The sequence below is a fragment of the Candidatus Bathyarchaeota archaeon genome, from assembly GCA_026014465.1.
In the GTDB taxonomy this organism is placed as follows: domain Archaea; phylum Thermoproteota; class Bathyarchaeia; order Bathyarchaeales; family Bathycorpusculaceae; genus JADGNF01.
Genome location: JAOZID010000004.1, coordinates 95,291 through 121,385 on the forward strand (window position 1 = coordinate 95,291; position 26,095 = coordinate 121,385).

The following is a 26,095-nucleotide window of genomic DNA, read 5'->3' on the forward strand; positions in this document are numbered from 1 at the left end:
CCTTGTTATCTTTATTACTTGTTGCTTCGGTTTTAGCTGTTCCCCTAAGCGTTAATGCAATGGCTGCCCCTACGCCAGATACGGTTGTCTGGAGCACTGAAACTGTTGATGTCGGCGCGTTATACATTGAGGACACAAGCATTGCCTTGGACTCCAACGATAACATACACATAGCTTACAATGACGCCAGCAACGGCATTCTAAAATACGCATACTGGAACGGTTCTGTCTGGAACGTTGACGTCGTAGATGACGTTTATGGTTCTGGCCAATACAACGCTATTGCCATAGACAGCAATGATGTTCCCCACATAGTCTATTACGGCGTAGGTTTTGGTCTGCGGCACGCGTGGCTCAATGGTTCGACTTGGTTTATTGAGCATATAGATTCAGGTGGTGTCGGCTGGTACCCTTCCATCGCTATAGACTCCAATGATACCCTACACGTAAGCTATTATGACTATCATAATGGTGATTTAAAGTACGCGTTCTACGATGGTTCCAACTGGACTGATACTGTCGTAGATGATGGCTCTGGTCACGCAGTGGGCGCTTATTGTTCCATAGCTTTAAATTTTGAGGGGTATCCCTGCATAAGCTACTACAGCCAGTCTGGCGACAATTTGAAATATGCCTGGAAAGAAAGCGACGGACTATGGCATAACCGCATAATTGACGATGAAGGAAACGTTGGTACCCATACCTCTCTTGCTTTTGGCGGAGAGTACTATTATCCTCAAATAAGCTACTACGACGAAACCAATGGTTATTTAAAGTACGCTTATTTTGACGGTGAAGGCTGGGACTCTGTCACAGTTGACTCAGACCATGCAGGTCAGTTTTCCTGCATGGCTGTTGACGCTGACGGTACAATTCATATATTATACTTCGATACTTGGGATAACCTGCTAAAGTACGCCTTTTTCTCCCCTGGTGTCGGCTGGACTATAGAGACGTTGCTTGCTACTGGCATTTACGGATTCACCTCCATAGACCTTGCTTCCGACGGACCCCCCGTAATCAGTTACGGCTCGGCAGATAAGCACGAGTTGGTTGTTGCCTCTTTAAACAGTGGCACCTGGACGTATACAACAGTTGACAGCGCATACACTGGCTTGTACACTTCAATAGCCGTTGACTCTTACGGTTTCCCACACATAAGCTATTACGACAACTCAAGTCGTTCCCTCCAATACGCCTTAGGCTGGACGGACTACTTTTCTCCTCTTCCTATGGAAACATCTGCCACTCCTCTTATGGCGGCTCCTAGATGGGAATACGAAACTGTAGACTCTGACGGCGTAGGTATGTACTCCTCTATAGCCATCGACTCCTCCGATTGCCCACACATAGCCTACTATAACGAAACAGGCGGTGACCTAAAGCATGCTTGGTTTGATTACGACTACTACGAATGGTTCGCCGAAACTGTAGACTCCCCTGGTGACGTTGGTTTGTACACTTCAATTGTCATTGACCCTGATACTGATGACATACACATCAGCTACTACGACCAAACAAACTCTGCCGTAAAATATGCTTTATGGAATGGCTCCTCTTGGGCTGTTGAAGAAGTAGTTGACGGAGTAGAACCATGCACTTCTATAGCTTTAGACCCAGACGGCAACCCCTACATAAGCTTCCTGCACCTCAACAGTGGCGTTGGCGAAGTCTGTTACGCTGCATCGGACGGCTCAAGCTGGAACTATGATTGTTTATCTACCGCCAACAGCATCGGTCACTGGTCATCCATAATTGTAGATGATTCTGGCTGCCCCTACATCAGCTACTACGACCAAACCAGTAACACTCTAAACTGTGCCTACGCCGAAGGTTTAGACTGGTTCAACGAAATCGTGGACTTTGGCGACTTTGACACCTTTAACTCCATAGAATTAGACCTAAACGGTTTTCCACGTATAAGCTACTGTGACCAAACCAGTGGTGACCTCAAATACGCCGCTTATGATGGTTTTGACTGGATTATTGAAGTGGCTGACTCTGAAGATGACGTAGGTTACTTCTCATCTATAGCTGTGTCCTTCGAAGGCAGTTCCCACATAAGCTACTATGACGCAGAAAACGGCAACCTAAAATATGCTCTTGGAAAGCATGTCTCCAACTTTGGCTACACCATGGTTGACAGTAAATCCCCCGACGGTCCGGTGTACCAATGGATTGAAATTTCACAAAGCGGCACAGAAATCTTGGCGAATGCAGATGATGCCCACGAGCACGTCAGCTTTGATTTTGACTTTAGCTTCTTTGACGAGGGCTACGTTTGGAGCGTTGAAATTACCTCAAATGGTATGCTGTCCTTTGGTTGTGAAACTGACGAATGCACTAACATGCCGATAACTCAAACACCCGACATAGACGGGTTCATTGCTCCTTACTGGGATGACCTTAACCCTTCAGCTTCATCTGGCGCAGTCTACTACCAGACTCTAGGACTGTACCCAAACAGGATGTTTGTGGTAGAATGGTGCGACGTACCCCACTATGACAGTGATGGTTCAGGTGTAACTTTTGAAGCTATACTATACGAGGGCACAAACGATATTCTGTTCCAGTACAAAGACATTGACTTTGGCGTTCCAGAATTGAACAATGGCGCCTCTGCAACAGTTGGCATTGAAGGCTTTTACGGAAACGAAGGTTTGCAGTACTCTTTTGAGGAAGACATACTCGAAGACGGCTTAGCAGTGCTCTTCAAGTTCCCCACCACAGGATCCAACTTGGAATCTGCCATGAGCGGGCCTTCAGCAGCTTTTGCAGGCACCAACGTCACCTACACTATATACTACAGTAACACCGGAACTAAACCAGTCCACGGCGTAGAGTTAATGGCAAGCCTCCCAGATGGAGCTAACCTCGTTTCAGCCTCAGGCGACTACGCCTATGAATCTGACTGGGGCGTACTCTTATGGGACCTAGGAACTTTAGGAGTGTCCGATAGCGGCATGTACACTTTCACAGTGGAGGTGCCAGATACAATGGCTGCAGGCGAATGGATTTGGACTGCTTCATGGATAGAAGGCTCTACAGGAGAGATACGCTACAACGACAACGAATACTATGTAGACACCCAAATTGTAGATTCAACTTTGCCCATAGGCGCTAACGTTTATCCCATGTCTGGTGTTTCCAGCGGTGACCCTGCAGTTTACTGTAGCGACGAAGTAACTTTCGAGTACGAGCACTTTGGTGCTTCGTACGTTGAAATCCTAATACAGTTAAACGATGGCGGACCTGATATCGTCGCTAACATGACTGGTGGTCCATACTGGACTCACACGACAACTTTGGCTCCACGCTACGGACATGCAAACGTAACCTTCATCGCGTACTCAGATGTGACACTCGCCGAAAGCTTTGGCTTGTACGTTGACCCCGCAGGATACATCTACGACTACGACACCCTCGAACGCATCGAAGGCGCAACTGTTTGGCTACAACGACCCGACGGCTTGGGCGGCTGGGAAAACGTCCCAACAGGCGCAGCCATCATGATTCCTGACGTGAACCCCCAAATAACTGGCCCCGACGGACAATACCAATGGGACACTTTCCCAGGCACTTACCGCGTGCACGTTGAAGCCCCAGATTACTTCCCTGAAACCAGCTACTCCGTAACTGTGCCCCCGCCAGTAACTGACTTGCACGTCGGACTCTATCCTGCTGACTCTACTGAGTTAAGCATAAACTTTGTACCTAGCGAAGTAGACCCTGCACTGTATGACTCCACGGATATAAGCGGCACTTTGACAAGTGAAGGCACACCCATTGAAGACCAAGTAATCCTGCTTTACTGGCAAGACAGTTACGACAACTGGAACTACATAGGCAACGCCGCAACCGACAACAACGGCAACTACTTCTACACTTGGACACCTGACCCTGCAATGCCCCACGGCTATTATGCATTAAAAGCAGTATTCCTTGGTGACGAAATGAGCTGGTATCTAGCAAGCGAGGCAATTACCGCTCCAACGGGGTTGCTGGTTGTTCCTGAATACTTCTTGGGTGGCTTGCTTGCGTTGATAGCGTGCTTCGCAGCTTTTGCTCTCTACAAAAAACCCCGACTGCAAAAAACCCAACAATAACCCTTTTTTCTTTCTTCTTTTCTTTTGTCAGAAACCTTTCTTGCTTGCTTTGTTTTTGTTTGCTTGCTGAACCTGATGTTTTCTTTTGAACGCCTTTTTTGAGGCGCAAACATTATAACTTGATCTTTGACGTATTATTTACTTCGCGGTAAAGGCTCACAAAAGAGAAATATCCATGGGTCCTAATACAAAGTATATAGCTAGGCGCCGAGTGCAGGTGTTGCTTGAGCAGGCAGTGACTGTTCATAAGGAGAATCCTGAACTTGCCCGCCGTTATGTCTCTGGTGCCCGCAAAGTTGCCATGGCTGCGCGGCTTCGTTTACCCCCCGACTATAAGCGTATGATCTGCAAGAAATGCAACCTGCTGCTGGTTCCGGGCTATAGTTGCCGTGTGCGAATAAAACCGCGAAGGGAACCCCACGTCGTTGTTACCTGTTTGGGGTGTGGCGGCTTGAAACGGTTTCCCCTGAAACCAAAAAGAAGTGAGAACAAAGATGAGTAAGATAACTACAAAGATGAAGCGTCATGTTAGGCATGAACTCAAAGAGGAAGGACCTACCATTTGGGTTGGTAAGGAAGGCTTAACTTCTGCAGTTATGGTTCAACTAGAAAAGCAGCTGCAGAAAAACAAGATGGTCAAAGCTCGAATTCTAAAAACCGCCTTGGAAGACACCACTGCCAAAGCCATAGCCGAACAAGCCGCAACGCAAACCGACTCCGCATTAGTTGAAGTCCGCGGACACGTCTTCATACTGTTTAGGAAACGCCGAAAACCCGAACCCGAACAAGACACCCCAAAACCCTAACCCTTCATCCCCTTTGTTGCGCCGCCGCCACGAAAACCAAAACTCCTCTCAAACTGGTTTGAGCAGTTTGCAAAGGGGCGGTTTGGGTAAAAGGAAAATTTTTGTCTACAGAGAATATTTATATTAGGCGTCATGGTTTTACTGCAAGGAAAGTCGAAAAGGAATCGGGAAATCTTTGACAACTCCTTACGATATACCCTCATCAATGTTCATCGAGAAACTGGCGAAATATATACGCGAGAATGTAGAGGAAGTTCAGCCTCCCGCATGGGCTGCAGTCGCCAAAACAGGTTCCCATGTAGAAAAACAGCCCCAAGACCCTGACTGGTGGTACACCCGCAGTGCGTCTTTGCTACGTAAAGTCTATGTTCACGGACCCGTCGGCATAGAGAAACTGCGTTCTGACTATGGCGGACGAAAAGGTTTCTCAGTAGCTTTGAATCATGCATCTAAAGCGGGCGGAAGTAACCTGCGTAAAATCCTTCAGCAACTAGAAACTGCAGGTCTTATCCAGACTGTCCGCGCTAAAGGTAGAGTTATGTCTCCTAAGGGCAGGAAACTCCTCCAAGAAGTAAGCTCTGATTTGCACAGAGAATTAGTCAAGACTATTCCTGAACTTAAGAAGTATCAAGGGGAATAAGAATGTCTGATGAAGAGCTTGATGCCATCCGTCGGAGAAAGCTCTCGGCTATGCAGCAACGGGCGGCTTCTGACGAGCAAAAACAGCAAATGCAAGCTGAACAGCAAATCGAAGCACAAAAGCAAGCTCTACTAAAACAGATCCTATCCCCAGAGGCTAGGCAACGTTTAACTAACCTAAAGATGGTTAAGCCTGAATTCACAGACAATTTAGAGTTACAGCTGATACAGTTGGCTCAGATGGGCAAAGTTCCTGTTCCGATGTCTGATGCTCAGCTGAAACAGATATTAATCCAGCTTCAATCTCGGAAGCGGGAAACAAGAATAACAAGGATTTGAAGTATATGGCGCGAATTAAACCAGCAGCCAAGAAACGAAGGTTAGCAAAGGCTAACAAGCAGACTGAATCCGTTCCCACATGGGTAATTGCGCGGACAGACGGCAGAGTTAGAACTAACCCTAAACGCCGCAGAAACTGGCGTACAAGCACAATTAAGGCATAGGAGAACAATGGCATGAAAAACCAAATTCAAGAACAAGAGCAACTGCCTCCTAAAGAAGAAGAAACAGCGCAAGCCCCAGAGGAATCTGGACCTGAAGAAAACCTGATGGACACCCTCGAGCAAGAAATCGACGCTGAAGAAGAAACCAAACCTGGAACTCCCGTTAAACCCGAACCTGCAGCAGCCAAACCCAAAAAGAAAAAAGGCGAAGACGAAGACATCGTTGAAGAAAAAACCTACACTATCCCCCTAAGCAAAGCCCTGCTTATGCCTCCGCGTAAACGTTCTCCTAGAGCTATGCGTATTCTCAAAGCTTTTGTAGTAAAACACATGAAGATGCAAACCCGCCCTGAAGAAGAAGGCGACGAAGTCCCCAAACTTGTCGTCACCAACGAAGTCAACGAATGCATCTGGGGCAGAGGAATAGAGAAGCCTCCCCGTAAAATCCGTGTGCGTGCTACAAAAGACAGCGAGGGTAACGTTACAGTACACTTGGCTGAAGGCGACTAAACTCCTTGGCTGTTTATTTAACCAGCGTTGCCGGCAGCACTAGCATTGGCGTCTACTCGTTGGCAACAGAAACCGTTGTCTTCATACCCAAAATGGTGCCGATAGACAAAGCCGAAAAAACCGCCCAATGGCTCAACGCACAGCTTGTTCACACCTCCATTGGCGGCTCGTTGCTCGCTGGAACTTTAGCCTGCGCAAACTCAAATGGACTCCTTCTTTCCCCCTTTGTCAGACAAGAAGAACTAGACGCCATAAAAACCGCTTTTGAAGGCACCATAACAATTATGGAAACCAAAAAAACCGCTTACGGTAACCTTGTTTTAGCCAACGACAAAGGCGCCTTAGTTGACCCACGGTTAAAAGACCCCCAAATCAAAGCCATCGCTGACACGCTGGGCGTGGAGGTTGTTACGGGCGAGATTGCGGGTTTGCCTTATGTGGGTTCTTTGGCGGTTGCAACCAACAAGGGCGTGCTTGCGCATCCTTTGCTCAAAGACGAAGAGCGCAAAGTGCTTGAATCCGTTTTCAAGGTGCCCGTGGATGTGGGCACAATTAACTGCGGTATTCCTTACGTGGGAACGGGGTTGATTGCGAATTCTCATGGGGCTGTTGCTGGTTCTTTGACAACTGGACCCGAGATGTTTATAATTGGGAATGCACTGGATGTTGTGCAGGAAGATGAATAGATAATGAAGGTCTTCAGAGTAACAGGCGAGATATTCAAGCCGAACTTGAATACTGACTTTAGGAAAGAAGTGATAGCGGACAAGAAAGAGCAAGCCGTAGAGAAAGTGTACACTGAAATCGGCAGCAAACACCGCGTAAAACGCTATCACATGTCCATAACCGAAGTTAAAGAAATCTCCGTCGACGAAATCGAAAACCCAATTCTACAAAAAATAGTTGCTGAGGCTTAAGAATTGGCGACTGCAGTCAACAACACTGAACAGGAACTTCGCCGATTAAACGCGGAAATGCAGTATTACGAGCAGACTGCACAAGCCATGCAGCAACGACTCACCATGATGAATGCCGCATTAACCGACTTATCCTACGCCAACACAACGTTGGAGAGCATAGAGAAAGAAAAAGAAAACGCGGAACTGCTTGTTCCCATTGGCGGTAGCAGCTACATCAACGTCAAACTAGCCAACGCCGACAAAGTCATCGTAGGCATGGGCTCTGGCGTAAGTGTGGAAAAAACCTTGCCTGAAGCAAAAACCATAGTTAAAGACCGCCTAACCGAACTGGAAAACGCCCAGAACCAGATGCAGCAGCAGCTAACACAGATGGTTGAACGCATTAACCAAGGCAGGACGAAAATGGAAAGCCTCCTTGCCGACTTACGCGCAGGGAAGCAGTAACGCTATGTTTGATAAGCTCAAGTCTGGGTTCAAAGGCTTAGTAACCAAAGTCACAACCAGCGAGCTTAAACCTGAAAACCTCACCCCAATTCTCTCAGATTTTACCATGTCGCTTGCCGAAAACGACGTTGCTTTTCCCGTAGCCGACAAAGTCTGCCTAGACCTTGAGAAACGCCTCACGGGCGTGCAGGTCAAACGTTTAGATGACCGCAAAAAACTCGTGCAAGACAACCTGCGCCAATCCCTTTTGGATGTTATGTTAACCGACAAAAGCATCGATTTGCTTGCGTTGGCAGAAGAGAAACGTAAAGAAAAAGAGCCTCTGGTGCTGCTTTTCGTAGGCATTAACGGCACAGGAAAAACCACAAGCATTGCCAAAGTCGCTAATTTCTTCAAGAACCACAAGTACTCCGTGGTTTTGTCGGGCAGTGACACTTACCGCGCGGGCTCAATTGAGCAGCTTGAAGAACACGCACGGCGCTTGAACCTAAGGGTAATCAAACACCAGTACGGCGCAGACCCTGCTGCAGTAGCCTTTGACGCAATAAGCCACGCCAAAGCCCACGGCATAAACGTAGTTCTCATCGACACCGCCGGGCGCATGCAAACCAACCAGAACCTCATGAACGAACTCGCCAAAGTCAAACGCGTCGTAACCCCCCACCTAACCATATTAACGGTGGATTCGCTCGCGGGCAACGATGCAGTACAGCAAGCCGAAGAATTCAACAGCCACGTAGGCATAGACGCCACCGTCCTAACCAAAGTCGACGCAGACGTCAAAGGCGGCGCAGCGCTAAGCGTAACCTACATCACCCAAAAACCCATACTATTCATCGGCGTAGGCCAAGAATACAAAGACCTCGAACTCTTCAACCCCGAAAAATTCGTCAACATGATACTCAAATAACCCCCGCCGTCCACCTTTCCTTTTCTGGTATTGCCTTTCAATCAGCGTGAAACCAACCTATTAGCCGCCTATTTGGATCCAAATAGTGATTCTATGCAGAAAGGGGCGGGGTATAGAACCTGCAGGTTCAAACGTGCCGATGTCAGCTTCTGGTATATTCGTTAATTACATATACTTCTTATATGATACTTGTTTTGGGTGTGGCTGTTTGGTATCTGCAAAGTTACCGAAGATGTCCAAATCCGAGATTGACCAGTTGTTGGCTGAGCAGTTTTTGGGTCGTATTGCTTTTTCTACCCGTCAGGCTCCTCATGTTGCGCCTTTCCAGTACGCTGTGGTTGATGGGACGTTGTATTTTCATTTTACTGATTACGGGAAAAAACGGCAGCTGCTGGACTTAGATGTTCCAGTATGCGTAGAAGTTGAAAAATATGCCCCTGACCTGAGCACGTACGGTTTTGTGGCTTTAACCGGCAACCTGCAAATAGTCACTGACCCAGACGAAAAAGCCAAAGCCGCCTCTAAAATGGTGGAAACCGCCCAAAACCGCAACATCTCGCAGAATTTTCTTTTAGCGCATGGTTTTGCGCCCCAAACTGGATGGTCTACCCTAAAAACCGTGGAATCCTTGGTCATCGTTAAATTGGTGAACTTGTATGGAGTAAGAGGACTTAAGTCGTCTTAAGTTGAGGTGTCTAAAAATGAGTTTGAAGGTAGCTCCCGAGCGGGTGAAACGGTTAAACGACTTTGACGTAAAAAACCGCAAGTATGTTCTGTATTGGATGCAGTCTTCACAGCGAACTGAATACAACATGGCCCTAAACTACGCCATAGAACAGGCAAATCACCTAAACAAACCTCTCGTCGTATTTTTTGGGGTAAAACCAGATTTTCCTGACGCTAATTTGCGGCATTACAGTTTCATGTTCGAAGGGCTGTACGAAGTGCAATCCCGCTTAAACCAAATGCAAATCCGCCTCGTCGTCAAAGATTCCTCTCCTGAACTGGGTGTGGTTGAGCTTGCAACGGATGCCTGTATGGTCGTAGTAGACAAAGGCTACCTTAAACTGCTCAAACACTGGTACAGCCACGCCGCACAACACCTAAACTGCCCTTTAATTCAAATCGAAGACAACATCGTCGTCCCCGTAGAAGAAGCCTCACCAAAAGAAGAATACGCCGCCGCAACCCTTAGACCCAAAAACGAAGCAAAACAAGAAAGCTTCCTAAACATAACCCCCACGGTGAAACCCCAGCTTAGCTCTTTGAGACTGTATTTTTCTTCTTTGGACCTAAGTGATGCCAGCGGCGTCTTGGCTGATTTGAACGTAGATGCATCCGTGGGCAAAACCGCATACTTTTCAGGCGGCACAAGCGAGGCGCTCAAACATTTAGAATTTTTCGTTAACTACAAACTGCCCAGTTACCCTGAAGCACGAAACAACCCCACTATCGATGGTGTTTCCAATTTGAGTCCTTACCTGCATTTTGGTCAGGTTTCTCCTTTGCACGTCGCAGTGAGGGTTCTGGAGTCTGATGCGCCTGAAGGCTCCAAATCCGCGTATCTTGAAGAGTTGATTGTTCGCCGCGAATTAGCAATCAACTACATCCACTACAACCCCAACTATGACTCGCTCGAGGGACTGCCTAACTGGGCTAAAAGCACCCTGGACGCCCACAAAGATGACCCACGCGAGTACATCTACAGCCTTGAAGAACTTGAAAACGCCAAAACCCACGACCCCTACTGGAACGCCGCCCAGAACCAAATGCGCATAACAGGAAAAATGCACGGGTACATGCGCATGTACTGGGGCAAAAAAATTTTGGAGTGGACACAAACCCCTCAAGAAGCCTTCAAAGCGGCGTTGTACCTAAACAACAAGTACGAACTAGACGGCAGAGACCCAAACGGCTACACGGGTGTCGCATGGTGCTTTGGCAAACACGACCGCCCCTGGCGCGAACGAGCAATATTTGGCAAAGTCCGCTACATGAACGCCAACGGCCTACGCCGAAAATTCGACGCCGACAAATACGCCCAAACCATCCAAAACCTCAACCGTTCCCCCGTGGCCGTCTAACCACCCGCTATTTCCAGTAGTCTTTTTCTATGTCTTGCTGGGTTGTTTGGGGTTCGGTTAGTTGTTGGGGGTAGGGTTCAAAAAACGTCTGTGCCATCAAGTAGTCTTCTTTGAATCTGATTATCCACGAACGCAGCACCTGCAGGGGCGTGCTTAACTCAAGCTTGCCCTCTTTGTACTTGTGGGTCAAATCCAAAAAGAACGCTTTTTCTTCTTTACCCAGTTTGCTGGTAAAGTATCCTGCGGCTTTTGTTAGGACGTTTTCGTTGGCTCCTCTTTGGGGCGGTTTTTGCAGGGCTCGATACAGGTGCTGTTGGTACTGCGCTGTGGTTTCTTGGAAGCTTTTGCCTTTCTGGTTTGCCACGATTCTGCCCATTTCGTGGAGTTCTTTTTGGCTGTACGCCGTAAACAGCAGCTTGTTTTTTGCTTGAAAATCCACCAAGTTCTTCACCAAACCCGACGCCTTAACTGCCCTAAAATCCGCCAACGTATACAACTTAGTCAAAAAATGCCATTTAATACGCTCGTTCAGCAAGCGGCTCTCATCCTCCACCGCCAAATGCCCAAACCGCTCCAACACGGCGCCCCCAAAAAAGCCTGGTCCTCTTCCGATGGCAGCGGTTTTTTCGGTGCTGGGGTAGATTTTGGCGTCTTTCATGGCGCTGCTTGGCGAACGGCTCTTCAAAATGAAACCGTCCACTTCAGGCAACGAATCCAAAAACTCTGCAGAAAACTGTTTTATCGCCCCTGTGAAATCTCGTCCCGTTGCGGGCTGTAGCAAACGCGGCTCTGAATCTTTCTTGACTATGCGCAGGGGCTCTCGCGGCACGCTTAAGCCGATTCCTACTTCGGGGCAGACAGGAATAAACTCGACGTAGTCTTTGAGTTTTTTGACGAGGTCGCTTGCTATCATCTCTGAGTTCCAGCGCACCCGCTCAAATTCTATACACTTACTAACCACCACAACAGGTCGTGCAAACTCCACAATAACCGCCTCTAAACTTGAAACCACAACTATTACTTGGGGCATCAAACAAAAATAATTTGCCTATATTGTGGGGGTTAGCTGGTGTACGTGATTTTTCCGCCTATGATGGTCATTTCTACGGTGATTTCGTGGAGTTTGCTAATGGGGGTTTCTTCTGGGTTTTTGGAGAGAACGGTGAAGTCGGCGTATTTGCCTTCTTCTATGGAGCCTTTGTCTTTTTCTTCTGCGGAGGCGTAGGCTGCGTTTACGGTGTACATGCACAGCGCTTCATGCACTGTTAGCTGTTCTTCTGGGAAGAAGCGTCGTGTGGCTGCGGATTGGATGCTGAGCAGAGGGTTTAGGGGCTCCATGGGGCAGTCGCTGCCGCCGCATACCCGTATGCCCTCGTTAAACAAGGTCTTAAGCGGGTACAACCAACGCGCCCTATCCTCGCCCAGATGCTCCAACGCATCATACACCGAGAATTCTGAAGCCGCCACCAACGGCTGAACCGAAACAACCACCCGCTGTTTTTTGAGGCGCTCAATCAAAGCCTTGTTAAGAAGCGCGGCGGGGTCTATACGGCTTCGACTCTTCTCCACAGATGCTACGGTTTCAATAGCAGTCAACGCTTTACCCACGGCTTTGTCGCCCATCGCATGCAAAACCAACTGAAAACCCCGCTTCACTATGTTCTCTGAAGCCGTGTTTAACTCATTTTGCCTAAGCAGCATCTTGCCCTTGTTGTTATCGTCTCCACAGTACGGCTTAACCAACGCTGCCGTCTTAGACGCCAAATACCCATCAGCTGCTACTTCGACTGCGCCGATTCGCGATTCCCCTTTTTGCAGCCCCTCTATCAAAGCGGCATCCCCCAGCAGGCTCGCGGGAATTACCATGTAAACCCGTAGCGGCAGCTTGCCTGTTTCCACGAGTTTTTTGAAGATTGCTACGTCCGCGGAGGATTCAGCAAGCCAGTGAATGCTGGTTATGCCTGACTGCATGATTTTCTCACAAGCCATCGCAGCAGAATCCACAAGCTCGTCGATGCCTGTTTCGGGAACAAGCTTCCAAACAATGTCCATCGCGCTTCCCCGTATGACCCCTGTGGGTTCGCCTGCCTCGTCTTTGTCTATGACGCCTCCCAAGGGGGCTTCGGTATCCTTGGTTATGCCTGCAAGTTGTAGGGCTTTGCTGTTTACCAGCGCGACGGGTCCTGCTTGGTGATAGAACAGTACGGGGTGGTCGGGGGCGACTTTGTCTAGGTCAGAGCGTGTGGGTAGGCGTTTTTCGATGAAACGGTTCTCACTCCAGCCTCTGCCAACTATCCACTTATCCGCCGAAGTCTTCTCTACTCTTTGGCTCAAAAGCACCTGCATACGACTAATTGACCCAACCGCGGCTAGGTCTATCCACATCAGGAACCTGCCAAAATCCGCCAAATGAATATGTGTATCGATGAAGCCGGGCATGACGGTGCGCCAATCTAAATAGAGAATTTCGGTGTCCTTGCCGATAAGCAAGCTGATTTCGTCGGTGCTGCCAACCTTGATTACTCTGCCGCCTTTGACTGCAACCGCCTCCACGCAAGGCTTACCTTTGCTCATAGTCAAGATTTTCCCGTCTAAAAGAGCCAAATCAGCCGACGTTCAAGAACACCCTCATCTTCTGTGTGTACATTCAGAGTTTGATAAAAAGGGCTACTAAGGCTTCTCTAAAAAAGATTCTGCTCAACCCCCTGTAACATGCCCGCCCCCAAGCCCAAAAACAGTGCCGTTGCGGTTTTTCTGGCTGGTTTTTGTTGCTGGTTGATTTGCACAACACATAATAGCGCGGTCAAACATCAAAAACGTCTAATTAAGCTTTGTTGGGGAACAGTTGTGAAAGCTCGTGTAACCCTTGTTAATCCTCCTTACCCGAGTGGGGCGCCGCAGTCGCTTTTTCTTCCGTTGGGTTTGGGTTATTTGGTTGCGGTGTTAGAAGAGAGCCGTTATGACGTTACGGTTTTGGATTGCCAAGTTAACCCGCCTTCGCAGCAGCAGCTTGAAACCCAGCTTGCACAAAGCAACGCCGACATCGTAGGCGTAACCACCTCCACCCTTACCTACTGGCCCGCCGTACATGTTGCACAAACTGCCAAGAAAGTTCTGCCCAACGCCTTAACCGTTCTGGGTGGACCTCACGTTACTGCTCTGCCCGAGCAAACCCTAAACGAAGCCCCCGACGTTGATGTCATTGTCCGCGGGGAAGGCGAAAAAACAATGCTGGACTTAGCAGCTTTCGCATCCAACGGTGGTGCAAGTGGCTTGGCAGCGATTGACGGGATAACGTTTAGAGGCAACGGGCAAATCCAGCATACCCGTGACCGCGCGTTCATCCAAGACCTCGATGAGTTGCCGCATCCCGCCTACAAGTTCTTCCCGCTGGAGCGCTACAGCATTGCAGGAACCAACTACCTCCCGATTATAACCAGCCGCGGATGCCCCTTCCAATGCACGTTTTGCCTAGCCAGTAAAATGTGCGGAACCGCCTTTAGAACCCGCAGCCCCCAAAAAGTCGTCGACGAACTCGAATGGCTCCGAGACACCCACCACGCCGACGTCTTCGCCTTCTACGACGACACCTTCACCATAGACAAAAAACGCGCCACCGCTATATGCGACGAAATGAAAACCCGCGGATTTGATTTGCCTTGGGACTGCCGAACCCGCGTAGACCAAATCAACCGCGATATTCTCGTTAAACTGCGTGACGCCAACTGCAAGCTCATCCATTTTGGCATAGAATCGGGTAGCCAAAAAATGCTTAGCGCCATGAAAAAAGGCACCACCGTTGAGAAGAACGCGTGGGCAATCAAACTAACCAAGGACGTGGGCATATCTGTTGCTGTTAGCGTCGTTGTTGGGTACCCCGGCGAAACTCCCGAGTTGCTCCAGAAAACCTTTGATTTCATCTACGCAACCAAACCCGACTTCGTGTACGTTTGCCAAGCCATACCCTATCCTGGAACGGAACTGCTTGATATACTCCATGACTTGGGCTGGGAAGTCTCCACAGACTGGAACCAGTTCGACGAACAATCCCCCGTCTTCAACAATCCACTAATCACCCCCGAAAAAATCGATGAAATGCGCGGCGCCTTCTACGACAGATTCCTCTCCCCAGCGTACTTCCTTAGCAAAGCAACCAAACGCGACTTCTACAGCAAAATCATGGCAAGAACCGCGTTTAACCACCTGCTATGGCGCATGAAAATCCCAAAGCTCCTAGGAGCAGGCAGAAAAATCCGCAAACAAGAAACCCCCCCAACAGAAGCAGAAAAAACCTAAACCATGCCCTGAGCTTCACGGTAAACCTGTAGCATCTTTTGCGCGCAAACAGTCCATGTCAACTCTTTTTCTACAAACCGCCGCCCCATAGCCCCCATCTTTTCTCGTAGCGCCGTGTCTGAAAGCAGCTTTGAAACCGCCTCTGCCAATGCCTCGCTGTCCGCCGCCTCAACTAACAGTCCCGTCTCGTTATTGCGTACTGCCTCCGCTATGCCACTCACGTTAAACGCCACCACAGGCTTGCCCGACGCTTGCGCCTCCAGCAACGCAATACCTTGCCCCTCCTGAATCGAAGGCAAAACAAACACGTCCGCCCCCCGATAAACCCCCGCCAACTCCTCCTCGCTAACATCGCCCAAGAAAGCAAAGTTTTCCTCTAACCCAAGCTTTTGTACCTGCATGTTTAGGCTGCTTTTGAGTGGTCCGTCGCCTGCTATTGCGAACAGTACCGTTTTGTGTTCTTTGACGATTTGCTGGGCGGCTTGAATTAGGTAGGTTAAGCCTTTGCGGGGTATGAGCCTGCCAACAAACAAAACGGTGGGTCTGCCTTTGTTGGTTTTGTAGCTACACAGCGTTTTAGACAGTGCGCCGTTGGGGTTGAATCGTTTGGGGTCTACGCCGTTGGGGACAAGCCGAATCTTTTCTGGGTTTACGCCGTAGTGTTCTACGATTTTTTGTTTGGAGTAGTTGCTTATGGTGACAATTAGGGTGGCGTTTTGGGCGGATTCTTTTTCGTTTTGTCCTAAACGGTGCATGAAAAAATTCGCGACGTTTCCCCGAGCAGACATGTTGCCTCTGCGTTTAGCTTGGATGTACTCGTCTGCCAAAACCCCGTGAACCGTATGCACAACCGCCTTGCGCAAACCGCGCTTGTTGAGGGCACGTTGGAAGCCGTATCCGCTGACTGCGTGAACTTCGTAAACATCCGCGTCTATGCTCTTTGCCATCTTAGCAAGGGTGCGGTTAAAGGTGTAGTTGTCTAAGGGAAAGTTTTTGTCGGTGCTGTTGCAGGGGATGATGGTTGCACCTTCGACAGTTGTGGTTTGGTGGAAGCCTGCTTTGGTTGCGCTGTAAACTTTTACGTCTACTTCTGATGCTGCGAGGTGTTTGGCGGTTTCGAGTATGCGGCGTTCGACTCCTCCAAGGTAGAGATGAGGCGGTTGAGTATTAAACACGGCGAGGCTTAGTTTTGTCATGGAGAAATCGGCTTCCACTTTTCCTAAGGACTTGTCTTTGCAGGTTGTATAAAACTCTTCTTAGAACCCCACAACGCCCTTGGACTCTGAAAATTTTATTCTTTTCCGCTTTTCACGTAGATGTAGCCTGCTATTAAAATTACTGCAACCAACAGAACAATGACGGCGAGGTAGATGTAGATTAGTGGTACCCCTGCGAAGGTAAGCTTGTCAAATGGTATGGGTGTGGCGCCTGAGGGGGTTGGTGATGTCTGGGGTGGGGGTTCTTGGGTGGTGTCTGGGGTTGTGGCGGGGTTTACCTGTATGTTTACCATTTGGCTTACGGCGGATGCGTAGTAACTGTTTTCTGTGGGCCATTCTGCGGCTAGTATCCAGTTGCCTGTAATTGATGGTCTAAGAGTGAAGTTGAACATGCCTTCTGCTGAGGTTTTCACTTGCACTGTTTGCAGGGAACCGTCGGGTTTAACTGCCGTCACGGTGATTGACGCGTTGACTATGTTTGGGCTAAGTTGTCCTTGACCTGTAATTTCTTGGTTGACTATTACTTCGGCTTGATGCATGTTTAGGGTGATGCTGCTGTTGAGTGCGGGGTAATCCGCAAGACAGTAAACGTTCCAGTCGTTACTTCCCACGTACAATCTGCCCTCGTAGATGCTTGGAGCCGACCAACTATTCGATGCGGGGGCAAAGAAACCCATTTTCTCGCCGTCAGTAGCGTTAAGAACCCAAACAGAACGCTGGTCAGTAACAACGTAGATTTTGTTGTCCGCAAACGAAGGCGAAACATACAATTCATCACCTGTAAACTTGCTCCATATAATATCTCCTGAGGTCGCGTTGGCGCAGACAATTGAGAACTTGTCCACCAAGTACACGTTGCCGTCCTCGTAGATGGGGGTGCAGACTATGAATTCTCCTGCCTGTTCGTCGCGGAATGTCCATATGGTTTCTGCTGTGGTTGCGTTTATTGCGTAGTACTCCATGGTGTTGGATGCTGCAAAAACTATGCCGTCTGCAACTGTGGGCGAAGCATGCATGTCCGTGCCGCCTCCTAACGTGGGCTGATAGGGGATGTATTTTTTCCAGATTACTTCGCCGTCTTGCGCGTTTAGCTTGTAGAGGGCGCCCGCGAAGGGTTCTTGTGCTATGACGTAGACTGCGCCGTCGTAAACTGCAGGCGACGACGTTATGTGCCCTAAGGTTTGGTACGTCCAAATTACCGAGCCGTTATACGAGTTCAAACAGTAAGTCTTGTTATCCAAAGCGCCCACGTAAACCCTGCCGTTGACAACAGCAGGTGAAGACCGCAAAATCACTGCGGCATTAAAATTCGCTGGCTGATTTCCCCCCGCGTAGGTTTCCCAGATTTTCTCGCCATCATCTGCGTTTAAGCAGTACACCCAGCCGTCATCCGTGCCAGTGTAGACCCTGCCGTTGACAACAGCAACCGTTGAAGCAACGCGTTCTTGAGTAGCAAACTTCCAAACCAAAACCCCCGTACGCGCATCTACACAGTAAATGTTCTTGTCTTGAGAACCAAAATAGGCACGTTCCTCAGAAATAGTCGGAGACGAAACAACCGCGCCTTCCGTGGTGTACTTCCACCGCAGATTCAAATCCGTCGGACCAGCCTGCCCAACGCCCGTGTGAGCCGCATCATGACGCCACATACTCCAATCCCTTGTTCCCATAGCCCAAACCTGACCAACTGTGTCATACTCTGCCCCTGATATGGTGTCTACAGCGGTGGTTACGTTGCTTGGGATGATGTATAGGTTGCCGTAGGCGATGGCGACGGATTCACGGGGCGCAAACGATTCGATTTGCAGTTTCCAGATTACTGCTCCTGTGTATGCGTCTAAGCACGCGAATTCTGAGGCGCCGACTTTGTCTCCATATGTCATGGATTGGCTGGTGGTGGCGTAGACTTTGCCGTCGGCTATGGTGGGTTTTCCTGGGAACGTGTTGGCTCCTGGTCCTGTGTATTTCCAGATTAAATCGCCTGTTTCGGCGTTGAGTGCGTATAGGTTGCCGTCCATGTTTAGGCTGTAGACCATGTCGTAGGCTGCGGCTACACCTGTGCAGAAGTAGCCTTCTTCGGTTTCTGGGTTGTAGGTCCATTCTATGTCGCCGTTTTCTGCGTTGAAAGCGTAGAAGCTGTTGTCGTGGGCGCCGCCGCGGTAGAATTTGCCTTCGTAGTAGGCTCCTGAGAAGAGCATGGCGGCTTTGGTGTTAGTGTCCCAGAGGACATCGCCTGTTTTGGCGTCTAATGCGACTTGGTGGGCTTCAAAGGAGCCTGGGAAGACTTTTCCGTCGCCGTACTGGATGCCTGAGCCGTCTTTGCCGCTGCCCGAAACATATGTTGCCCACTCCATAGTCGGAGGCTTTGTGGGGTTAGAGAAGTTCCAGCCTTGAATATACGAGTCAACCTTGATGTAGAACATTTGCTCTTCGGGACTGTACACGTTAGAGGTGAACAGGGGCGCAGAAGTCGCCGAGAAATCACTGCTTGTCCACACAATATTGCCAGTTTCAGTTTCAAGGCAGCTGCTTCCAACCACCATGTACGTCTCATCTATCTTGTAAACTGCAGGCCACGGACCAGGCGCAGGAACATCAGTACTCCAAACCAAGTCGCCTTTTTCTCCGTCCAGAGCGTAGACGGTGGTGTGGCTGCACACAAAGATTTTGCCGTTAAACGCGCTGATGTAGCTTTGGATGCCCGTTATGTTAGTTTTCCACAGGATGTCGGGGGCTTCGGGTGCGGGTCCAGTTGAGTAACGGCTAAACGCTGAGTCCCCTGCCATTTGGGGCCACTCATACTGCAGCAAGTTGCCATAGCCCTCATCAGCGTTTGTTGATGCATAATTTGCGCCTTGCGCTACATTTGAAAACAAGGCTACATCTGAGATAATCACTAAAAGAGCCAATATGGCTGCTGCCCGTAGTGCCTTTGCAGTTTTCATTTCTTCGCCTCGAAGAACCCCTTAAGCAGATAAACCGTCTGCCCAGTCCCTCACTACATGTTGAGTAAACAAGGGTTTCACTATAAACCTTTTCCTAAAACCCCAAAACCCGCCTTTTCCAGCAGTTTTTGTTATCCCTTGTTTTGCGCATAATCTTTTTTAGGCTGGCTCTTCTAAGGTAGAAATTACATGGGGAATTCTAGTTTGGCAGGTAAAGGACCTTTACTTATGACTTCTTGGAGAGCTACTGGTGCCTGTAATGCCCGCTGCAAATACTGTAACGTTGATGCTACTGGCGCGAAGGCTCCCAACGAATTAACCACCCAAGAGGCATTTCACCTTGTTGATGAAGTGCACAAGTTCGGCGTTAGATGGTTTGGCATTAAAGGCGGCGAACCCCTCACCCGACCCGACATTTTCGAAATAGTCAACTACGCCAAAAGCAAGGGCTTAAACGTTTGCTTGTTAACCAATGGCGTGTTTGTTGACGGCTCGATTTATGATAATCTGGTTAAGAATCAGGTCTGGACAAGCGTAAGCATTGATGGTCCTGAAGAAATCAACGATCAACTGCGCGGCGAAGGTTCCTACAAAAAAGCCGTAGCAGCCATTGAAAAACTCTCCAAAGGCAAAATCCTCAACGGCTTAGCCTGCGCCATGACCACCATAAACTACAAGCACCTTGACCACGTCTGCGAATTAGCCGAAAAATACCACGCCAACTTTGTCTGGTTCAACCACCTTGTACCAAGCGGCAGAGCCAAAGAAACCATGGAACTCGCCCCCTCACCCGAACAATACGAATGGGTACTAAACCACATCTGGGACCTAACCCAAAAATACGAAGGCAAATTCGAAATCCACGTCCACTGCCCCCACTTCGCGCGCGTAGTCAAACAACGCAACATCCCAAACTTTGACGAATGGTACGAACACAAATTCCACGGCAAATGCACCTACTTCGCGTTTGGCGGCTACATCAGCGTCACTGAGAACGGTGACCTTATCCCCTGCTTCTACACTGACCTCACACCTCAAGAACCCATGAACTTGGGGAACATCCGTGATAAGGGTCTGCAGGAAGCATGGAAAGGAATTCGTGCCTCAGAATTCTACAACAGCTTCCAAGACCGTAGCGTGCTTAAAGGCAAATGCGGAGTCTGCGAGTACCGCGAAATCTGCGGCGGCTGCCGAAACCGAGCATACGCCTACACTGGCGATATCTACGAATCCGACCCCGCATGTCCCTACATCCCCGAAGTCCTACGCAAAAAACAGTAACCCTGCTTTCTTGTTTTCTTCTTTCTTTTTCTTTGTCTTGTTGGCGGCGTAGCTTGCTTTTTGGGTGGGTTTGCTGTTGGGTTTTGGTTTTAAACGTAAGCTTTATTATGGTATCGGGTCTTTTTCAGGTTGAATGCTTTGAGGCTTCAAGATGGAAAACCCGACTTCTTATCAGAACAAACAGGACGCTTTTGAGGAACGAACCAGTTGGCCTCCCTACACGTATAGGGATTACCCTGATATTAAACCTGAAACATACCAAGCCTTCCTAGAATTTTTGGATACCGAAAACACTTCGGGTAGGCTTATGGAGCTTCAGCCGTGGATTTCGGTTTGTGATTCAAAGTGTGCTTTTTGCTATTTCCCCACAACGGCAACCAGCAAAGTAGAACTTGAACCCTACCTTGAGCTGCTTAAAAAAGAGCTTGCTATGTACGCTAAAACCCGTTACGTGCAAACCAGTGTGTTCGACGAAATCGTTTTGGGCGGAGGAACCCCAAGCGTACTCACCGCCGAGCAGATGATAGACCTCATCGACTTTTGCAAAGCCAACTTTAACATTAACGACGAATACTTCATCAAAGTCACAGGCTCATCCAAAACCCTAGCCCTGCAGAAAATCGACAAACTCGCCAAATACGGCGTCTACCAAGTCGACATGGGTGCCCAAACCTTTGATGACAAACTGCGCAAGATGCTTTGCCTGCCTGACAGCGCTGCTGACGTGGAAAAAGCAATCAAACACGCCCACGACCTTGGATTGTGCGTTTGTGTTGACCTCATGTATAACCTGCCTGGGCAAACCATGGAAAGCTGGAGAGATTCTCTGCAAAAAGCCATAGACCTTGACGTGGAAATCGATGCGTACTCGTTGCACATCGACCCTGGCGTGCCCTTAGAAAAGATGATAGAAAAAGGCATATCTCCCCCGCAGGGTGATGCTGAATACGAAAAAGAGCAGTACCTGCTTGCTTACAACATGCTCACCGAAGCAGGATACACCGCCGTAGGTCACGACCGCTACAGCCGCAACGAATGGCACATGCGCGAAAACTGCCTAAACGGTTGGCCCTGGGGCGGTATCCTCACCACGGGCGCGGGCTGCTTTATGGGTTACCTGCAACGTTTCTCTTACTCGAACCTAGACGACATCCACGAGTACATGGCAACAGTTAAAGCTGGCAAGCTTCCGATTCAGCGTCTTTCAGAATCCAGCGACGACGATATGATGCGCCGCGAAATGAGCCGCCTGTACCTGCGCTTACCCGTAAGCAAACAAGAGTTCATGGAGAAATTTGGCAAACTCCCAGAAGACGTCTTCCCAACACAGCTCAAGAACCTGCAAGAAAAAGGCTTAATCGAAATCGACGACAAAGAAGTCCGCATAACCAAACTCGGCGGCGTCTGGAAAGCCAACATCGCCTGGGAATTCGCACCCCGGCAATCCTAACCTTCCCCTTCTCTTTCTTTTGTTTTCTTTTTACCTTCTTTGTTTTGTGATTAACCCAGCCCAGTTTAGGTTGGTTGCTGTTTTTAGAAGGTTAGAGAAAAAATGAAAAAGAGGAAAGGTGATGGTTTTTGTTGCTTATGTTCTTGGTGATAGACCGTACCAAGTCATTACTTTTGCAATGATTGGTCCGAGTATGCCCAAGATTAGCATTGGCAACATTGTTAGGAATGCCGCGTTTAGTGGGTCGCCTGCAGTCATCCATGCTGAGTTTGCAACTGTGATGTTGAATACAAATTGCAGTACACCTACGACTAGTGAAGCGGTTAGACCTGCGCCTAGCATGCGTTTGAAGCTGTATGAGCCATTGTTCAATGCGCCTGAAACGTATCCCACGAGTATTCCCCCGACAATATAGTTTCCTATGAAGCTTGGGTCAGCGTACAGGTTGTATGTGTATTGGATGCCAAAGTCGCGAAGGCTGATGAAGATGTTGTAGCCAGCCATTCCCAAGTAGTACAGTGTACCCAATAGGAATCCTGCGCAGCCGCCTGCCCATCTGTTCCAGACCAAACCCAGAAGCAGTGGAACGGCGAACATAACAATCTGAGCAAAGCCGTGTGTGAAGATTACAGTGATGAATGCGAAATCAGAGCCAGGGTCGCCTGTCATCATGTTTGGTGGTGGGAACCATGAGTCCAATGCCGGTCGAAGAATGGCGGGGAAAGCAACGATGATTAATCCGATAACAACTGGTATTACTAGACCGTAACCGATGTCTTTAATTTTGAAACTTTCTGTTTCCAAGGTTTATCACTCTTGATTCTTCTATTACATTTGGGCGCGTTTATAAATTTAATCCTTGTTTTACGCTTAGCCGCTGCCGTAAAGCCAAAAAACTATCTTTTTTTCTGTTCTAAAACGCTTTAGAGCCTGCGCAAAGACGCTGTTTTTCTTTTGGACTGCAGAAAAGCTGGTTTAAACTGTGGGAAAGTGTTTACAAAAAAGGAAAAGAGGGGGCGGATTATTCTCCGCGTAGTGCTGCTTTTGCCATGAGCACGTTCTTTCGTAGGTCGATTCTTGCTGGGCAAACGAATGTGCAGTGTCCGCATCCTGTGCAGTAGTCGGGGTTGAGCTTTAGCAGAGTGTCGAAGTCTTGTTTTTCGAAGGCGTTCTTGATGAGTATGGGGCTAAGTTTGTGGCAGCAGACGCGCATACATGCACCACATTGGATACATGGGTATTCGGTGACTTCGGTGAATTGCTTGGCTGCTGGTAGCTTGGGTTCCTTGGTTTCAGTGGTGGGTTTGAGCTTGCCAATCTTATCCAGTTTAGGCGAGACTAAGTTCATGATAAGCAACGCAACTATAGAGCCTCCAAAGAAGTTCGCGTATGTCTGCAACAGTATGGTAATCACAGCTAAGCCCACACCAAACAGAATCTGTCCTGCGTACGTTATGGGCGTGCTCGCTGGGTCAGTTGCCATGAAGAACGCTAAGAATATGGAGCTTCCGATGAACAAGTGGAAGAGAATTCTTAGCAGTGGGTCACCACCCAAGGCGAAGCTGAATATGGCTGCAAGTATGGCTGTGGTAGCTAAGAACGAAATGGTGATTCTCCATTTGATGTATCGACGTGCAACTGCAAACAGCGCTAAACCAACAATTATCACGGCTATGCTTGAAGCTCCACCTGCCCATCCGTGGAACTTGTCCAAGACCATGGTGTTGATTATGTCAGTGGTTGTGGTTACATCTGGAAGTGCCAGCATAGGATTAGCAAAGCATGTTTGGATGTAGCTTGCAAATGGTGCAAAGCCGTTTTCGTTAATGATTTCATAGCCGATGGGTCCTGCCAAGGCGGGTACGCCTAGCATGCCGGTTTTGAGGTGGTCAGCAGCGATGAATACAGTGTCGAGTAGTGGCAAAAGGACAAGGAATTTTGCTGCGGCTGCGGGGTTTACTGGTTTCCTACCTGATCCGCCTAGAACTTTCTTGAAAACAACTAAACCGATTGTGGTTATGAGTGCGACAAAAACGAATGCGCCAGGAGCTTCGATTGGGAGCTGTACGCCAGAGTTCATTGCGGGAACGCCATACGAGTATGAAAGAGCAACAATCATACCGAAGACTGCTGATGACATGGTATTCTTTTGGCTGTCAGCGGCTATCTTGTTCAAGAAAAAGTCAAGTCCAACAGCGATTCCTACAGCGATAGCGCATGAGAGTGCAACTGTAAGTCCCAAGTTCCAACCTGAAGGTGTAGTTATCATGGCTTCTGTGCCAACACCAGACCACAGGATGGAAGTAACAATAGCAATTACAAGGAGTGCGACGAAGGTGTACATCATTAGTTTGTCTTTTGTCATGTATGAGTATTCTTTTGGTTTTGACATCTTTACCTTAAATCTCCTTTTATGGAAATCTTAAAGAGGTCTATGACGTTACGTTTATAAGACTTTCTAATGGTATTCGCAGCTGCTTCAGTAATTTTGCAATTCTGGGTTTTTTGTTGTTTGATGTGAACATGAAAATGCTAAACTCTTTTTTAGGCGGCGTCGTTGCAGATGTCTTTTTGCCGTGTTTGCTGGGGTTGTTTTTGGCTGTTTAGTGTGTGGATTTTTGATTCTTTTTTGGGTGCATTGTTTGGCTTGGTTTTTTAGTGGTTGATGTCGGATTTTTAAGCGGAAATCTTATATCGCAAAGTCGCTTTTTATCAACGAAGTGAATTTGATGGCTAACGCAATGCCTAGTACAAAGGCGCCACTGTTCATGGTGACTTGGCGCTGTACCCGACGATGTGTCGGCAGTTGTTTGTATTGTAGTTACACTCCTGAATATGCAAAGGACTACGAGTTGGACACGAAAGCAGCAAAAAAGATGGTGGATGAAATCCATGAGTTTGGTTCTCCATGGTTTGGGATAAGCGGGGGCGAACCTCTTGTTCGAGAGGACATCTTTGACGTTATTGCTTATGCCAAAAAGGAGTACGGCATGGAAGTAAGCCTTATCACAAGTGGTTTTGCTTTTGACCAAGACCGCCTAGACAAGCTGGTAAAGCATGAAGTTCACACTGCTGTTAGCGTAGACGGAACCCGCGAATCCAATGACATCATCAGACGCAAAGGCAGCTACGACAAAGCAATTCACGCCATGGAAAAACTTTCTGAAAACGGCATCTTGGACTGTGTAGTAACCACGATGACCAAATACAACATCAAAGACATGGCACACCCCGCAGCTCTTGGAGAAAAATACAACGCCCGCATGGTCGTCTACCACAACCTTGTTCCCGTAGGCAGAGCAGGCAGCAACATGCCTGACCTAGCACCCACCGCAGACGAATACGAAGAAGCATTCAACGAAATCTACGACCTACAAGTAAAACTCGCAAACAAAGTCAAAATCAACGTGTACGCACCCTTCTACGCCCGCATCGTACGCCAACGCAACCCCGTAGACTTCTGGGACTGGTTCCAAAACGGTTTCCTAGGAAGATGCACCATAGGCGGCAACTATATCAGCGTAACAGAAAACGGCGACTACCGAAGCTGCGGCTTCCACGAAGGCTACCGCTTAGGCAACGTCAAAGATAAAAAACTAACCACCGCCTGGAACGAACTCCAACAAAGCGACCTACACCTCAAACTACGCGACAAAACCAACATCAAAGGCCGATGCGGAGTCTGCGAGTACCGCGAAATCTGCGGCGGCTGCCGAACCCGCGCTGAATACTACACTGGTGACCTCTTCGAATCCGACCCAGCATGCAACTACATACCCAAAGTTCTGCGAGACAACCCCAACTACCTCAACGAACTCAAAGAACAACAAAAAGCCTAACCTCCCTCCTTCTCTTTCTTTTCTTTCCTTTTCATTCTAAACCTAAATTTTACACCTACCCCCTGAACCCCTTGCCTAAAACCTTTCAAAACGCACTCCAAAACCACAGACACCAACCTATTTGCCGTCTATTAGGCTTCAAATT

23 protein-coding genes are annotated in these 26,095 nt (G+C 48.6%); 17 read left to right on the forward strand and 6 right to left on the reverse strand.

The window, feature by feature from the left end:
• The first annotated feature begins 2 nt into the window (after nucleotides 1-2).
• The 13 genes from NWF04_00500 (at nucleotide 3) to NWF04_00560 (ending at nucleotide 10,922) form a co-directional block, all read left to right on the forward strand.
• The gene (locus tag NWF04_00500) at nucleotides 3-4,106 is read left to right on the forward strand and encodes a hypothetical protein (protein ID MCW4005067.1); all 4,104 of its coding nucleotides are present in this window, start codon (nucleotides 3-5) and stop codon (nucleotides 4,104-4,106) included.
• Nucleotides 4,107-4,281: 175 nt separating this feature from the next.
• The gene (locus tag NWF04_00505) at nucleotides 4,282-4,608 is read left to right on the forward strand and encodes a hypothetical protein (GenBank protein MCW4005068.1); all 327 of its coding nucleotides are present in this window, start codon (nucleotides 4,282-4,284) and stop codon (nucleotides 4,606-4,608) included.
• A complete protein-coding gene (locus NWF04_00510; protein MCW4005069.1) occupies nucleotides 4,601-4,912 on the forward strand; it encodes a YhbY family RNA-binding protein in 312 nt (103 codons plus the stop codon). The genes NWF04_00505 and NWF04_00510 overlap by 8 nt, the downstream gene beginning before the upstream one ends.
• A 175-nt stretch (nucleotides 4,913-5,087) precedes the next feature.
• Complete coding sequence (locus tag NWF04_00515; GenBank protein MCW4005070.1) at nucleotides 5,088-5,552, forward strand: 30S ribosomal protein S19e; 465 nt, start codon at nucleotides 5,088-5,090, stop codon at nucleotides 5,550-5,552.
• A gap of 2 nt (nucleotides 5,553-5,554) precedes the next feature.
• Nucleotides 5,555-5,890, forward strand: a complete 336-nt coding sequence (locus tag NWF04_00520; GenBank protein ID MCW4005071.1) for a DNA-binding protein — start codon at nucleotides 5,555-5,557, stop codon at nucleotides 5,888-5,890.
• Between the two features lie 5 nt (nucleotides 5,891-5,895).
• Nucleotides 5,896-6,054, forward strand: coding sequence for a 50S ribosomal protein L39e (locus NWF04_00525; protein ID MCW4005072.1), 159 nt, complete (start codon nucleotides 5,896-5,898; stop codon nucleotides 6,052-6,054).
• A gap of 12 nt (nucleotides 6,055-6,066) precedes the next feature.
• A complete protein-coding gene (locus NWF04_00530) occupies nucleotides 6,067-6,564 on the forward strand; it encodes a 50S ribosomal protein L31e (GenBank protein ID MCW4005073.1) in 498 nt (165 codons plus the stop codon).
• Between the two features lie 5 nt (nucleotides 6,565-6,569).
• Nucleotides 6,570-7,250, forward strand: coding sequence for a translation initiation factor IF-6 (locus NWF04_00535; protein MCW4005074.1), 681 nt, complete (start codon nucleotides 6,570-6,572; stop codon nucleotides 7,248-7,250).
• A 3-nt stretch (nucleotides 7,251-7,253) separates the two neighbouring features.
• On the forward strand, nucleotides 7,254-7,481 hold the full coding sequence (gene rpl18a / locus NWF04_00540; protein MCW4005075.1) for a 50S ribosomal protein L18Ae: 228 nt from the start codon (nucleotides 7,254-7,256) through the stop codon (nucleotides 7,479-7,481).
• Between the two features lie 3 nt (nucleotides 7,482-7,484).
• The gene (gene pfdA, locus NWF04_00545) at nucleotides 7,485-7,928 is read left to right on the forward strand and encodes a prefoldin subunit alpha (protein MCW4005076.1); all 444 of its coding nucleotides are present in this window, start codon (nucleotides 7,485-7,487) and stop codon (nucleotides 7,926-7,928) included.
• Between the two features lie 4 nt (nucleotides 7,929-7,932).
• Nucleotides 7,933-8,838 carry a signal recognition particle-docking protein FtsY gene (ftsY, locus tag NWF04_00550; GenBank protein MCW4005077.1) on the forward strand — a complete coding sequence of 302 codons (906 nt, stop codon included), beginning with the start codon at nucleotides 7,933-7,935 and terminating at the stop codon, nucleotides 8,836-8,838.
• A 208-nt stretch (nucleotides 8,839-9,046) separates the two neighbouring features.
• Nucleotides 9,047-9,523 (forward strand): pyridoxamine 5'-phosphate oxidase family protein, encoded by a 477-nt coding sequence (locus NWF04_00555; protein ID MCW4005078.1) that lies wholly within the window; start codon nucleotides 9,047-9,049, stop codon nucleotides 9,521-9,523.
• Nucleotides 9,524-9,539: 16 nt separating this feature from the next.
• Nucleotides 9,540-10,922, forward strand: coding sequence for a deoxyribodipyrimidine photo-lyase (locus NWF04_00560; GenBank protein ID MCW4005079.1), 1,383 nt, complete (start codon nucleotides 9,540-9,542; stop codon nucleotides 10,920-10,922).
• A 7-nt stretch (nucleotides 10,923-10,929) separates the two neighbouring features.
• On the opposite strand, the gene NWF04_00565 is transcribed toward NWF04_00560, so the two are convergent.
• Together NWF04_00565 and NWF04_00570 are read right to left on the reverse strand one after the other, a co-directional pair.
• On the reverse strand, nucleotides 10,930-11,907 hold the full coding sequence (locus tag NWF04_00565) for a DUF523 and DUF1722 domain-containing protein (protein MCW4005080.1): 978 nt from the start codon (nucleotides 11,905-11,907) through the stop codon (nucleotides 10,930-10,932).
• A 77-nt stretch (nucleotides 11,908-11,984) separates the two neighbouring features.
• Nucleotides 11,985-13,496, reverse strand: coding sequence for an amidohydrolase (locus tag NWF04_00570; protein ID MCW4005081.1), 1,512 nt, complete (start codon nucleotides 13,494-13,496; stop codon nucleotides 11,985-11,987).
• Nucleotides 13,497-13,769: 273 nt separating this feature from the next.
• Here NWF04_00570 and NWF04_00575 point away from each other — a divergent pair, with 273 nt between their 5' ends.
• Nucleotides 13,770-15,218, forward strand: coding sequence for a B12-binding domain-containing radical SAM protein (locus tag NWF04_00575; GenBank protein MCW4005082.1), 1,449 nt, complete (start codon nucleotides 13,770-13,772; stop codon nucleotides 15,216-15,218).
• Here NWF04_00575 and NWF04_00580 read toward each other — a convergent pair.
• Nucleotides 15,215-16,414, reverse strand: coding sequence for a glycosyltransferase family 4 protein (locus NWF04_00580; GenBank protein MCW4005083.1), 1,200 nt, complete (start codon nucleotides 16,412-16,414; stop codon nucleotides 15,215-15,217). The genes NWF04_00575 and NWF04_00580 overlap by 4 nt on opposite strands.
• Before the next feature lie 95 nt (nucleotides 16,415-16,509).
• Nucleotides 16,510-19,380, reverse strand: coding sequence for a PQQ-binding-like beta-propeller repeat protein (locus NWF04_00585; GenBank protein MCW4005084.1), 2,871 nt, complete (start codon nucleotides 19,378-19,380; stop codon nucleotides 16,510-16,512).
• Nucleotides 19,381-19,608: 228 nt separating this feature from the next.
• On the opposite strand from NWF04_00585, the gene NWF04_00590 reads away from it, so the two are divergent.
• Together NWF04_00590 and NWF04_00595 are read left to right on the forward strand one after the other, a co-directional pair.
• Nucleotides 19,609-20,661 carry a radical SAM protein gene (locus tag NWF04_00590; GenBank protein MCW4005085.1) on the forward strand — a complete coding sequence of 351 codons (1,053 nt, stop codon included), beginning with the start codon at nucleotides 19,609-19,611 and terminating at the stop codon, nucleotides 20,659-20,661.
• Nucleotides 20,662-20,812: 151 nt separating this feature from the next.
• Entirely contained in the window at nucleotides 20,813-22,111 is a 1,299-nt protein-coding gene (locus tag NWF04_00595; GenBank protein MCW4005086.1) for a coproporphyrinogen III oxidase family protein, read from the forward strand.
• A 135-nt stretch (nucleotides 22,112-22,246) separates the two neighbouring features.
• On the opposite strand, the gene NWF04_00600 is transcribed toward NWF04_00595, so the two are convergent.
• A complete protein-coding gene (locus tag NWF04_00600) occupies nucleotides 22,247-22,915 on the reverse strand; it encodes a hypothetical protein (protein MCW4005087.1) in 669 nt (222 codons plus the stop codon).
• A gap of 217 nt (nucleotides 22,916-23,132) precedes the next feature.
• Complete coding sequence (locus NWF04_00605; protein MCW4005088.1) at nucleotides 23,133-24,503, reverse strand: RnfABCDGE type electron transport complex subunit D; 1,371 nt, start codon at nucleotides 24,501-24,503, stop codon at nucleotides 23,133-23,135.
• A gap of 349 nt (nucleotides 24,504-24,852) precedes the next feature.
• On the opposite strand from NWF04_00605, the gene NWF04_00610 reads away from it, so the two are divergent.
• Nucleotides 24,853-25,950 carry a radical SAM protein gene (locus tag NWF04_00610; protein ID MCW4005089.1) on the forward strand — a complete coding sequence of 366 codons (1,098 nt, stop codon included), beginning with the start codon at nucleotides 24,853-24,855 and terminating at the stop codon, nucleotides 25,948-25,950.
• The last annotated feature ends 145 nt before the right edge of the window (nucleotides 25,951-26,095 follow it).